Raw genomic sequence first — 12,794 nt, 5'->3', positions numbered from 1 at the left:
GGCCGAATTCAAGCTATATGCAAATCTATTAATTTTTGAGGTACAGAACCACCGTAAGCCCAATCGAGCAATTCTACGGTATGGACAATTGGAATTGCCGTGCCTGAGGCGATCTGGGTGATGCAGCCGATATTGCCGGTGGCGATCACATCCGCCTTTGTCGCCTCGATGTTCTTCACCTTACGGGCCTTCAGCGATGCCGAAATATCCGGCTGCATGATGTTGTAAGTGCCGGCCGAGCCGCAGCAGAGGTGGCCTTCGGCCGGATCACGCACCGTGAAACCCGCCGCCTTCAGAAGCTGCTTCGGCGCCATGGTGATCTTCTGACCGTGCTGCATCGAGCAGGCGGAATGATAGGCGACGGTGATGCCCTTCGGCATATGCGAGGGGAGATCGAGGGTCGCCAGATATTCGGTGACGTCCTTCGCCAGGCCCGAGACGATTGCCGCCTTCTCGGCATAGGCAGGATCGAGGCGGAGCATGTGACCGTAATCCTTGATCGTCGTGCCACAGCCGGAGGCGGTGATGATGATCGCATCGAGCCCGCCCTTTTCGACCTCGCGCATCCAGACATCGACATTGGCCCGGGCGCTGGCGAGCGCCTGTTCCTCGCGGCCCATGTGATGCACCAGCGAACCGCAGCAGACCTCGCCTGATGGTGCCACGACCTCGACGCCGAGGCGGGTGAGCAGCCGGATCGTCGCTTCGTTGATGCCGGGGTCGAGCACGGGCTGGGCGCAACCGGTGAGGATCGCGACGCGGGCCTGCTTCTTGCCCTCTGCCGGATGGTTGCCGGGGCGGGAGTAGACGGAGGGTGCCGGGACGGAGCGGGGGGCGAGCGCCAGCATCGCGGCGAAGGGCTTGAGCGCCGGTGCACTCATCAGGCCGCGGAACGGGCGGCCGAGACGGGCGAGCTGCAGCGCCATGCGGAAACGGCCGGGATAGGGAAGCACGGCGGCGAGAATGGCGCGCGTCAGCCGGTTCATGAACGGGCGCTTGTAGGTCTTCTCGATATGGGCGCGGGCGTGATCGACCAGATGCATGTAATCGACGCCGGACGGACAGGTGGTGACGCAGGCGAGACAGGAAAGACAGCGGTCGATATGGGTGACCACCTCGGTATCGGCCGGGCGGCCGTTTTCCAGCATGTCCTTGATCAGATAGATGCGCCCGCGCGGGCTATCGAGCTCGTTGCCGAGCGTCACATAGGTGGGACAGGTGGCGGTGCAGAAGCCGCAATGCACGCATTTGCGCAGGATCTTCTCGGATTCGGCGACATGGGGATCGGCAAGCTGCTCGGCGGTGAAATTGGTTTGCATCAGTGGTGTCCCGTCGAGGCCTGGTGGGTGGGGTTACTCCCCTCTGCCCTGCCGGACAGAGGGGGGTACGCCACATATTCAAAGCGAACCATCGTCACCACCCCATCTTCCCCGGATTGAATATCCCGGCCGGATCGAACTTTTCCTTAACGCGCGCCGACAGCAAGGCCACCGCTTCCGGCTGCGGCTGGAAAGCCGCGAGATCGGCACGCACCGTATCCGCAGCACGGATCAGCGTCGCATGGCCGCCGCCGAGCGCCTTGATGAAGCGGCGCAGCAGGCCGGCTTCGGGATCGGCTTCCATGCGCATCCAGATGAGCCCGCCCTGCCAATCGTAATAGGCATCGACCCCGGCTTCGAGGCGGAGTGCGGCAACCAGCTGGTGCCCGGCGGATGGCGCGACCGAGACACGCCAGACGGGGCGCATGGTGCCATCGGCATAGGGATAGACATCGCGGATTTCGCGCCAGAGGGTGCGGCTCATCTCCTCACCAATGCGGGCGACGGGGCCGAAGGCGGACATGGCCTTGGCGAGCTTTTCGGCGCGTGCCTCGACGGAGCCCGGCAGGCCTTCGAGACGCAGGACCGTCGCCTCGCCTTCCGGCAGCTTGCCGTCCGCGAAGCGCCAGGTGACCGTCATCGGCAGGTGCGCTGCGCCGGAGACCTCGACCGGCAGCGCCATTGCGGCCGCCATGGCATTGGCCGCCTCGGCATCGTTGAGGCCAGAGATGACGATCGTCTCCTCCGCCTTCGGGCGCGGGGGGACGCGGAAGGTGACTTCGGTAAGGAAGCCGAGCGTGCCGTGCGAACCCGCCAGCAGCTTCACCAGATCGAGGCCGGTGACATTCTTCATGACGCGGCCGCCATTCCTGACGATCTCGCCACGGCCGTTGACGAAGCGAATGCCGAGCAGGCTGTCGCGCGCCGCACCCGAGATGAAACGGCGGGGGCCAGAGACATTGGCGGCAAAGACGCCGCCGATCGTCGGCTCGCCCGAGGTGCCCATGACGCCGCGGTGGTCCATCGGCTCGAAGGCCATCATCTGGCCATTGGCGGCAAGGGCGGCTTCGATTTCGGCAACCGGTGTACCGGCGCGCGCCGTCATGACCATCTCGCCGGGATTATAGGCGACGATGCCGGAAAGGCGTGTGGAGCGGAGCGTGTCTTCGGCCTCGACCCTGTTGCCGAAACCAGCGCGCGTGCCGCCGCCCGATATGGCGAGTGGCCGGCCTGCGGCGTCGTGGTCGCGGATCAGCGCTGCGGCTTCATCTTCGCTTTCGGGAAAGAATGCGCTCATGCGGCCGGCCGTCCATCGAGCGGGAAGACTTTTGACGGATTGAGGATCCAGCCGGGATCGAAGGCGGCGCGTGCGGACATCTGCTGCGCCAGATCGGTTTCGGAATATTGATGGCGCATCAGGTCCCGTTTCTCAATGCCGACGCCGTGCTCGCCCGTGAGGCAGCCGCCGGCATCGACGCAGAGTTTTAGGATGTCGTTGCCGGCCGCCTCGGCGCGGGCAGCATCTTCGGGGTCGTTGGCATTGAAGAGGATCAGCGGGTGCATGTTGCCATCACCGGCATGGAAGACGTTGGCGACGCGCAGGCCGTAGTGATCGACGATCTCTGAAGTCTTCTTCAGGACATAGGAGAGCTGGCTGAGCGGTACCGTGCCATCCATGCAGATGTAATCGGCGATGCGGCCGGTGGCGCCGAAGGCCGACTTGCGGCCTTTCCAGATGAGCGCGGCTTCCGTTGCCGACTGGCATTCGCGCACGGTCTTGACCCGATGCTTGCGGGCGATCTCGACGATGCTTTTCAGCATGTCGTCCATCTCGGCTTCAGAACCCTCGACCTCGACGATCAAGAGCGCGCCGACATCGAGCGGATAGCCGGCATGGGCGAAGGCTTCGCAGATTTCGATCGCCGGCTTGTCCATGAACTCGATGGCGACGGGGATGATGCCGGAGGCGATGACATCGGCAACGCAGGAACCGGCATCTTCCGACGTATCGAAGCCGAACAGGACGGGCCGTGCGCCCTCCGGCTTGGCGATCAGGCGGACGGTCGCTTCGGTGACGATGCCGAGCTGCCCCTCGTGGCCGCAGACGAGGCCGAGCAGGTCATAGCCGCCGGCATCCAGCGCCTTGCCGCCGAGTTCGATCACCGTTCCGTCGGTCAGCACCATCTTGACGCCGAGCAGGTTGTTGGTCGTCACGCCGTATTTCAGGCAGTGGGCGCCGCCGGAATTCATGCCGATATTGCCGCCGATGGTGCAGGCAAGCTGCGAGCTCGGATCAGGCGCGTAGAAGAAACCGTCTGCAGAGACGGATTCCGAGATATTGAGATTGGTAACACCCGCCTGGACGACGGCGACGCGATTGGCGAGGTCGATCTCGAGGATGCTGTTCATCTTCGAGAGACCGATGACGACGGCATCTTCCTGCGGAATGGCGCCGCCCGAGAGCGATGTACCGGCGCCGCGCGGCACGACCGGAATGCCGTAGCGATGGCAGTATTTCATCACGGCGGCGACCTCGGCGGTCGAGCGCGGCAGGGCGACGGAGAGCGGCAGGCGGCGGTAGGAGACGAAGGCATCGGTCTCGAAAGGCACCAGTTCGCGCGGCTCATGCACCAGGCATTCCGGCGGCAGGAGATCGATGAGATCACCGACGATCTGGCTGCGGCGGGCGAGCACGTCGGCGCGCGGAGCAAGAAACGAAATGGCGTCGGACATGGCGCGCTTCCTTCGGACATGACGGCAGGACCGGCTCGTCCTCCATGGCAGCCGGTTTAGCCCGGCTTAGCACTTTCCCGAAACCGGCGCAAATGCTAAGCACTTATGTCAAAAGGGGAAATAGTGCCGTACAATGACCAATCTGGGTGATCTCGAGATATTTGCCAAGGTGGTTTCGACCGGCAGCATGTCGCTGGCCGGACGGGCGCTCGGCTTTTCCCCGGCGGTCGTTTCCAAGCGTATCAAGCGGCTGGAAGACCGGCTCGGCACGCGCCTGCTGCAGCGCACGACGCGGCAGATTTCGCTGACCGAGGCGGGCCAGGGTTTCTACGACCGGGTGCTCGGCATTCTCGCCGGGCTGGAGGAGGCCGAGTATTATATTTCCGGCCGCTCGGCGCAGATGCACGGCACGCTGAAGATCTCGGCGCCGACCTCGTTCGGGCGCATGCATATCGCTCCGCATCTCAAGCGCTTCATGGAGGCGCATCCGGAGCTGGCGATCAATCTGGTGCTGACGGACGAGTTCAGCGACATCGTCGGCGCCGGTTTCGATCTGGCGATCCGCATTGCCGAACTGACCGATTCCAGCCTTGTCGCACGGCGGTTGGCGCCGGTGCGGCGTCTGCTCTGCGCCGCCCCTTCCTATCTCGACAGCCATGGGATGCCCACTGGCATCGAGGACCTCAGGAACCATCGCTGCCTGCCTGCGCACAACAATGACGTCTGGCGGCTCGAAGGACCTGATGGGGCGATGACGCTGCGGCCGGAGGGCATGCTGATCACCAATTCCAGCGAGGTGATCCGCGAGACGGTGATATCAGGTCTCGGCATCGCGCTGCGCTCGACCTGGGATATCGGCGAGGAGCTGAAGAGCGGCAAGCTGGTGCAGGTGCTGCCCGCCTATGAGGGGTCGCGCAGCGTCGCGCTTTCGGCCGTCTATCCGAGCCGCCAGTTCCTGCCGGCCAAGGTGCGGCTGTTCATCGATTATCTGGCGGAGCTTTATGGGCCGGTTCCCTATTGGGAGCTGTAGTCGCCCTTCCGCCGGACCCCGTAGACCATTCTCTGGAGCCTCGACATGACTGCTTCGCCTTCCTTTCTCGGCCTTCCCGACCGCCTCGATGACGGCCGCGCGCCGGGCATGGTGATCTTCGGCGCCGGGCACGGCACAACCTATCCCGGCAAGGACAGCAGCGGCTATGCCGGTGCGGCAAACGCCATTCGTGCCGCAAGCCAGGAGGACGCCGCACTTATCGAGCATTGGGATTTCGATCTCGGCGGACCGCTCTTCAATGAAGGCCTCGTCTGCTGCATCGATGCCGGCGATCTGCCGACAGTGATGCATGACAATGCCGGGAACAGGACAATGATCGAGGCGAAGACGCGCGACATTCTGGCGGGCGGGGCCGTGCCGATCCTGCTCGGCGGAGACGATTCCGTGCCCATTCCGTTTTTCGCCGGTTTTGCCGATCGCGGGCCGGTCTGGATCCTGCAGATCGACGCGCATATCGATTGGCGCGATGAACTGCTTGGGGAGCGCTACGGCTATTCGAACCCGATGCGCCGGGCGAGCGAGATGAGCCACATCGCCGGGATGGTGCAGGTCGGCATGCGCGGCGTCGGCAGCGCCCGTATCTCGGAGATCGAGGCGGCGCGCTCCTATGGCAGCCATCTCGTGACGGCGCGTGAGGTTCATGCCCAGGGCGTCGAGGCGGCACTACGGCATATTCCGGAGGGCGCGCAGGTGGTGATCACGCTCGATTGCGACGGGCTCGACCCCAGCATCATGCCCGGGGTCGCGGCCCGCACGCCGGGTGGCCTCAGCTATACGCAGGTGATCGACCTGATTGCAGGCGCCGGCCGCCGCGGCAGGATCGCCGGCTTCGATCTCGTCGAGCTCTATCCACCCGCCGATATCGACGGTATCTCGGCCCTGACGGCTGCTCGCCTTCTCGTCAACGCGATCGGGACGATCGTCCGGCAGGGCTGAGTTTTCCGGTTATCGCGCAAGGTCGAGATAGGCGCTTGCGACCATGGCATCGATATCCGCGGGCACCGGCACGATGCAGGATTCGGCGCCGACGCCGGGCTTGGCAACGCGCTCCAGGCAGCGGGCCTGCAGGGTGAAGCCGAGATCCATGGATTCGACGGAATTGCCGAGTGGGCGCGGGCCGGCGAGGTTCGCCATATGGCCGCCGCCGAGGATATGGATCGAGCGGCCATCCTTCAGATGCAGCGTCTCCATGACATCGGTCTGATAACGATCGATCGAGACGACATCGGGATGCGCACGGAAGCCTGCAACGTCGATCTCCAGCGGGAAGTGGCCGCCATTCATCAGGATCGCGCCGTCCTTGATCAGTGGCAGATCGGCGACGGTGACGATGCCGGGAAAACCGGTGACCGTGACGATGACGTCCGCGGCGCGGATCGCGTCTGCGCGCAACGGCGTCACGAAGCCGTCGAGATGGGCTTCGAGCGCTGTGACCGGATCGATATCAACGACGCTCACGGTCGAGAAGGCGTTGCGGAAGCTTGCTGCCGTGCCCTTGCCGCAAGCGCCGTAGCCGAAAACGGTGACGCGCTTGCCGTTGGTGGAGCGGTTGGTGAAGCGCATGTAGCTTTCGAACAGGCTCTGGCCGACGGCATGCTTGTTTTCGGCGAATTGCTTGATCGGACTGTCGTTGATCACAAGGATCGGCATGTTCAGTCTGTCGCGCATCGGCAGCAGACGGGTGCGGCCCGACGTCGTCTCCTCGGTGCCGCCGAGGAGATTGGCATAGGGACGCTCGGCGGCGATGGCGAAGAGGTCGCCGCCATTGTCGAGCAGCAGGTCGGGCTTGGCATCGACCACGGCTTCGAGGCTGCGGTGATGCTCGGCGGGATCGGTCGTCTGCGTTGCGAAGACGGTGATGCCCTGGGAGCGCAGATAATCGACCGTTGCGGGCTGGGTGCTGTTGAGGTTGCCGGTGCAGACGAGGTCGGCGCCGCCGGCGCGCAGCGTCGTCAGCAGGGCGACCGTCTTCGGCTCCAGATGGATACCGGTGCCGATCGTCAATCCTTCGAAGGGACGTGTGCGCTCGAATTCGGCGGCGGTTGCCTTCAGCAGGCGGCAGCTATTTCCGATCCAGTCGATGCGGGTGGCGGTGTTTTCCATGATGTTCTCCTGTCGCGATAGGCCGTCATAACGCCCATGACGACCGCGCGGCATGGATATTCCACTGCCAATACGGCAGAAAATCTGCCCTATTCGACCCCCTCGCCTGCCTTGACCAGCCAGTCGCGCAGCGCGGTGAAATGCGGCTTGCGGAGATCGGTGGTGCGGCAGCAGAGGCTGTAGCCTGCCGGGCGGCGGATGAAGCCGAAGGGGGCCGTTAGGATGTTGCGCGCCAGGTCGTCCTCGATCGAGGCGCGGGGCGCGAGTGCGACGCCGAGGCCGGACCGGGCAGCACCGAGCGCCAGCAGCAAATCCTCGAACTCCTGGCGGCGGCCAAAGCTGACGGGGGGCGTGCCGCTTTCGGCGAACCACTCGTCCCAGAGCTTCGGCACCCTGCGGCTGACAAGCATGGCCGCCGAGGACATGCCCGCGGGATCGGTGCCGAAAGCGGCGGCGAGCTGAGGAGCGGCCACCGGGCCAAACTCGTCTTCCATGAAGCGGATGGCGGCGACACCGGCCGAGGGGCGGTATTCGCCACCCATGATGACGGCATCGAGTTCCGGGTGCTGCAACAGCGGCTCGGCAACCGCCATCGGCACGATATCGATCTCGCCATCGCCAAGCGCCCGCTGCAGGCTGCCGATGCGCGGCATCAGCCACCAGATGCCGAAGGCCGAGGGAACGCCGAGGCGCAGCTTGCGGCTGTCGTCTTTCTGAAGGTCCCCGGCGGCATGCTGCAGCAAGGAGAAGGCGGCCGTCGCCGCTTCCGCAAAGGCCTTGGCCCGGTCGGTCGGCACGAGGCGGCGACCCTCACGGGTGAAGAGCTTCTCGCCGAAATAATTCTCCAGTGCCGCGATCTGCAGGCGCACCGCGCCGCGCACGACGCCGAGCTCCTGGGCAGCCCGCAGAACACTACCCTGGCGGCAGACGGCTTCGAAAGCTCTGATTGCATTGAGTGGCGGAAGGCGCATGGCGGTCATCAACAGGAAACGATACCCCCAGATTGATATGGGCATTGAATGAAAGGCAAGAAGGCCCCATATTGAACACCTGTGCAAAGACGGAAACGGAACAGGATTTGACGGAATTGCGACCCGCTGCGGCGTGATATTTCCGTATTAAAAACCAAAGCCGCGTTATGCACCGTTAAATGGCGCATGGATCGCGCAAGCTTTCCAGCACATGCTAATATTAGTGATTCCTTGGAACGACTCAAAAGGTGACCCGACCGTTGACGCTTCTCGCCCGTTTAGCCTCTGATGTGCAGCTGATGTTCCGGCGCCCGCCGCGACAGCAGTATGCAGCGCTCTGCTACCGGGTAAAGAAGAGGGGCAACGAGGTCGAGGTTCTCCTGATGACGAGCCGCGACACCGGCCGCTGGGTAATCCCCAAGGGCTGGCCGATGAACGGCAAGTGTTCCTATGAGGTCGCCGCCCGCGAGGCCTACGAGGAAGCGGGCGTGCGCGGCGCCGTCGAGCACGAGACGCTCGGCGCCTACAGCTATCCGAAGGTCCTGAAAGACGGGCTGAAGGTGACCTGCAAGGTGCAGGTCTACGCTCTCGAGGTCACCGATCTCGCCAAGAACTTCAAGGAAAAGGGCGAACGCACGATCGAGTGGGTTTCCTGCGACGAGGCCTGCAAGCGGGTTCGCGAGCCGGAGCTTCGCGATCTCTTCCTGCAGTTCAAACGCCGTATCAACGAACATCTTCAGGCAAGCCGCGCCAAGCAGATTCCGGCTGAATGATTCCTGCCATCTTGCGCTGTTAGGAATGACAGCGTTAAAGCGGGATTCTTTCCAGGAAAGAGAATGGCCGAGAAGACACCCGTCCTTACAAAACGAACGCTCGACAAGGACCTCGACAAATATAGCCATGTCGAGGATGCCTCGAAGTTCGTCGCGCGAAAACTGATCGCACCGGGCATCGGCCTGGTGTTCCTCGGTCTCGCGATGCTGTTTGCAGGCGTCTACGTCTTCGACCGGCCGGGCGCCGTTCTCGTCATCGCCGCTGCCGCGCTTGCGGCCTACATGGCGATGAATATCGGCGCGAACGACGTGACCAACAATGTCGGCGCTGCCGTCGGCGCGCGTGCGATGACGATGGCGCAGGCGCTGGTGATCGCCGCGATCTTCGAAGTGCTGGGGGCGACGATCGCCGGTGGCGAAGTGGTGAAGACCATTTCCTCCAGCATCGTCGATGCCGTGAGCGTTCCCGAGGGACTGCTGGCCTGGATCATGATGGCGGCGCTGATGGCTGCCGCTCTCTGGATCAATCTCGCGACATGGCTGAATGCGCCGGTTTCCACCACGCATGCGATCGTCGGCGCCGTGATCGGCGCGGGCATTGCGGCCGTCGGGCCGGAGCCGGTGAACTGGCGGGTGATGGTGGAGATCTCGTCGAGTTGGGTAACGTCGCCGCTGATCGGCGGGGTAATCGCCGCCGGGCTGCTGTTTCTTGTCAAGACATTCGTCATCTACCGTGACGACAAGATTGCCGCCGCAAGACGCTGGGTCCCGGTGCTGATCGCGATCATGACTGGTGGCTTTACCGCCTACATGATCCTGCAGCTGACGACACCCGATCGCTTCCCGGCCATGACGGTCCTCGCTTACGGCCTGGCGGCGACGGTGGTCTCCTGGCTGATCGCCCGCCCGATCGTCCGGCGTCAGGCGGAAGGGCTGGAAAACCGCAACAGCTCTCTGCGCATCCTCTTCAAATATCCGCTGATCGGCTCGGCCGTCCTGCTCTCCTTCGCCCACGGCGCCAACGATGTCTCGAATGCCGTCGGGCCGCTGTCGGCGATCGTCCGCTCGACGACGGTTCTGCCCGTGCATGGCGATGTCGCGCCGCCGCTCTGGGTTATGCTGATCGGTGCCTTTGGTATTTCGATCGGTCTGCTGCTGTTCGGACCGCGCCTGATCCGCCTCGTCGGCGAGCAGATCACCAAGCTCAATCCGATGCGCGCCTATTGCGTGGCGCTGTCGACGGCCTTCACCGTCATCGTCGCCTCCTGGTTCGGGCTGCCGGTCAGCACGACGCATATTGCCGTGGGGTCCGTCTTCGGCGTCGGCTTCTTCCGCGAATGGTACACCCGCAACTCGAAGCGCCGCATCGCCTATATGCGCCACAAGGCCGAGAGCTGGGCGATCGACGAACCTGTTGATCCGAACGTGCATGAAACCCGCCGCCGCTATCTGGTGCGCCGCTCGCATTTCATGACGATCATTGCCGCCTGGGTGATCACCGTGCCGGCATCGGGCGCGCTTGCGGCGCTTCTCTATTGGGTTATGTTCGCCCTCTTCGTTTGACCGGGAAAGATCGAATGCGCGCCAATTTCCGCATGCAGCGGCTGTTCATCGATGCACCGCTTTCAGCCAATGCAGCCGTGGAAGCCGATTCCGACCAGTATAATTACCTGGCCAACGTGCTGCGGATGAGCGACGGCGCGGAGATCCTCGTTTTCAACGGCCGGGATGGCGAATGGAAAGCCACGCTCGCCTTTCCGACCCGCAAGCGCATCCTGCTGACACCGATCGAACAGACGCGGCCGCAGCCTGCCCCCTCGGACCTTCACTATCTCTTCGCGCCGCTGAAAGTCGGACGGCTCGATTATCTGGTGCAGAAGGCGGTAGAGATGGGCGCCGGTCTTCTGCAGCCGGTCATGACCCAGCATGTGCAGGGCAAGATCACCAATCTCGACAAACTGAAGGCGAACGTCATCGAGGCGGCCGAGCAGTGTGGCATTCTCGGCATTCCCGATGTTGCCGAACCCGTGAAGCTTTTCGATCTCCTGGACGGCTGGTCCGGTCATCGCCGGATCATCTATTGCGACGAAGGCGATGCCGGGCAGAACCCGCTGCCGCTGCTTTCGGCGATTGGCGAGAAAAAGCTCGCCCTTCTGGTCGGCCCGGAAGGCGGATTTTCGGAAGAGGAACGCGCCCGGCTGCGCAGCCTCGATTTCGTCACCGCCATCCCGCTCGGCCCGAGAATCCTGCGTGCAGATACGGCTGCGGTTGCTGCGATGGCCGTAATCCAGGCGGCGATCGGCGACTGGAATTAACCCTCGCCATATCCACTCAAGAAACAGCATGCTATTTTTTTGAACCGGCGTTGAAAGAATTTCACTTGCAACATACCTGAGAGCGGTCCTAATCACCCTTCCAATTGCCGCGCCCCACAAGGCGTTCCCCCAGAATACAGGTTAGATTTGCATGGCTCGCGACACCACCGACCAGACCCCGCTCTCTTCGGTTCAGGAGCTGACCGATTATCTCGCTGCGGGGAACAAGCCGGCCGAGAAATTCCGCATCGGCACCGAGCATGAGAAGTTCGCCTTCTTCCGCGCCGACAACAGCCCCGTTCCCTATGCCGGCGACGCCAGCATTTCCGCGCTCCTGAAGGGGCTGCAGGAGCGTTCCGGCTGGGAGCCGATCATGGACGGCGAGAACATCATCGGCCTTGGCGAGCAGCATGGCATGGGCGCGATCTCCATCGAGCCGGGCGGCCAGTTCGAGCTGTCGGGCGCGCCGCTCGAGACGATCCACGAGACCTGCAAGGAATCCAACCAGCACCTCGCCGTTCTGCGCGAGATCGCCGAGCCGATGGGCATCCGCTTCCTCGGCATCGGCGGCAGCCCGAAATGGACGCTGGCGGAAACGCCGCGCATGCCGAAATCCCGCTACGACATCATGACCCGCTACATGCCGAAGGTCGGCTCCAAGGGTCTCGACATGATGTACCGCACCTGCACGATCCAGGTGAACCTCGACTTCTCCTCGGAAGCCGACATGCGCAAGAAGATGCGCGTCTCGATGAAGCTGCAGTCGCTGGCGACCGCGCTGTTTGCCTCCTCGCCCTTCACCGAAGGCAAGCCGAACGGCCTGCTCTCCTGGCGCGGCGACATCTGGACCGATACCGACAACCGCCGCTCCGGCCCGCTCGACTTCACCTTCCGCGACGATTTCGGCTTCAAGGACTATGCCGAATGGGCGCTCGACGTGCCGATGTACTTCATCGTGCGCGACGGCCGCTACAAGGACTGTACCCACGTCACCTTCCGCCAGTTCATGAACGGCGCGCTGAAAAGCGAGATCAAGGACTGGGAACCAACGATGGGCGACTGGACCAACCATCTCTCGACGCTCTTCCCTGACGTTCGCCTGAAGCGCTTCCTTGAAATGCGCGGCGCCGATGGTGGTCCGTGGCGCCGCATCTGCGCCCTGCCCGCCTTCTGGGTCGGCCTGCTCTATGATGAAGCCGCGCTCGAGGCCGCCGACCAGTTCACCAAGGACTGGAGCTTCGAGGAGGTCGTCGCGCTGCGCAATGCCGTCCCGGCCGAGGGCCTGAAGGCTTCATTCCGCGGTCATCAGCTGTTCGACACGGCAAAGGATGTGCTCGCCATTTCCAAGGCGGGTCTCAAGTCGCGCAACCGGCTGAACAAGGAAGGCCAGGACGAGACGATCTTCCTGTCGCCGCTCGACGAAGTCATGGCCAAGAAGGCGACGCTTGCAGAAGACCTGCTCGCCCGCTTCAACGGCCGCTGGAACGGTTCCGTCGAACCTGTCTTCGAAGAATATCAGTACTAAAAGC

11 protein-coding genes are annotated in these 12,794 nt (G+C 63.5%); 6 read left to right on the top strand and 5 right to left on the bottom strand.

What is annotated here, in order from left to right; genetic code table 11:
• Positions 1-8: 8 nt before the first annotated feature.
• The 3 genes from glcF to ACEN84_RS12680 all read right to left on the bottom strand — a co-directional run bounded on the left by glcF (position 9) and on the right by ACEN84_RS12680 (position 4,052).
• Positions 9-1,319: a glycolate oxidase subunit GlcF gene (gene glcF / locus ACEN84_RS12690; protein ID WP_413711042.1), complete on the bottom strand. Its 1,311-nt coding sequence runs from the start codon at positions 1,317-1,319 to the stop codon at positions 9-11.
• A gap of 94 nt (positions 1,320-1,413) precedes the next feature.
• Positions 1,414-2,616, bottom strand: a complete 1,203-nt coding sequence (locus tag ACEN84_RS12685; protein WP_413711041.1) for an FAD-binding protein — start codon at positions 2,614-2,616, stop codon at positions 1,414-1,416.
• Positions 2,613-4,052 (bottom strand): FAD-linked oxidase C-terminal domain-containing protein, encoded by a 1,440-nt coding sequence (locus ACEN84_RS12680; protein WP_413711040.1) that lies wholly within the window; start codon positions 4,050-4,052, stop codon positions 2,613-2,615. Before ACEN84_RS12680 ends, ACEN84_RS12685 begins: the two co-directional genes overlap by 4 nt.
• Positions 4,053-4,185: 133 nt before the next feature.
• On the opposite strand from ACEN84_RS12680, the gene ACEN84_RS12675 reads away from it, so the two are divergent.
• Both ACEN84_RS12675 and ACEN84_RS12670 read left to right on the top strand, forming a co-directional pair.
• Positions 4,186-5,082, top strand: coding sequence for a LysR family transcriptional regulator (locus ACEN84_RS12675; protein WP_203429529.1), 897 nt, complete (start codon positions 4,186-4,188; stop codon positions 5,080-5,082).
• A 45-nt stretch (positions 5,083-5,127) separates the two neighbouring features.
• Positions 5,128-6,039 (top strand): agmatinase, encoded by a 912-nt coding sequence (locus ACEN84_RS12670; RefSeq protein WP_413711039.1) that lies wholly within the window; start codon positions 5,128-5,130, stop codon positions 6,037-6,039.
• A 9-nt stretch (positions 6,040-6,048) separates the two neighbouring features.
• On the opposite strand, the gene ACEN84_RS12665 is transcribed toward ACEN84_RS12670, so the two are convergent.
• Both ACEN84_RS12665 and ACEN84_RS12660 read right to left on the bottom strand, forming a co-directional pair.
• A complete protein-coding gene (locus ACEN84_RS12665; RefSeq protein WP_413711038.1) occupies positions 6,049-7,260 on the bottom strand; it encodes an adenosylhomocysteinase in 1,212 nt (403 codons plus the stop codon).
• A 35-nt stretch (positions 7,261-7,295) separates the two neighbouring features.
• Complete coding sequence (locus tag ACEN84_RS12660; protein WP_413711037.1) at positions 7,296-8,177, bottom strand: LysR substrate-binding domain-containing protein; 882 nt, start codon at positions 8,175-8,177, stop codon at positions 7,296-7,298.
• A 260-nt stretch (positions 8,178-8,437) separates the two neighbouring features.
• Here ACEN84_RS12660 and ACEN84_RS12655 point away from each other — a divergent pair, with 260 nt between their 5' ends.
• The 4 genes from ACEN84_RS12655 to ACEN84_RS12640 all read left to right on the top strand — a co-directional run bounded on the left by ACEN84_RS12655 (position 8,438) and on the right by ACEN84_RS12640 (position 12,790).
• Entirely contained in the window at positions 8,438-8,950 is a 513-nt protein-coding gene (locus ACEN84_RS12655) for an NUDIX hydrolase (protein ID WP_413711298.1), read from the top strand.
• Positions 8,951-9,013: 63 nt separating this feature from the next.
• Complete coding sequence (locus tag ACEN84_RS12650; protein WP_413711036.1) at positions 9,014-10,513, top strand: inorganic phosphate transporter; 1,500 nt, start codon at positions 9,014-9,016, stop codon at positions 10,511-10,513.
• Between the two features lie 14 nt (positions 10,514-10,527).
• Positions 10,528-11,265, top strand: a complete 738-nt coding sequence (locus ACEN84_RS12645; RefSeq protein WP_413711035.1) for a 16S rRNA (uracil(1498)-N(3))-methyltransferase — start codon at positions 10,528-10,530, stop codon at positions 11,263-11,265.
• Between the two features lie 151 nt (positions 11,266-11,416).
• Entirely contained in the window at positions 11,417-12,790 is a 1,374-nt protein-coding gene (locus ACEN84_RS12640; protein WP_130278999.1) for a glutamate--cysteine ligase, read from the top strand.
• Positions 12,791-12,794: the final 4 nt, after the last annotated feature.

This window comes from Rhizobium sp. Rhizsp82 (genome assembly GCF_047325115.1).
GTDB lineage: Bacteria > Pseudomonadota > Alphaproteobacteria > Rhizobiales > Rhizobiaceae > Rhizobium.
This window is presented reverse-complemented; position numbering and strand designations above follow the sequence as displayed.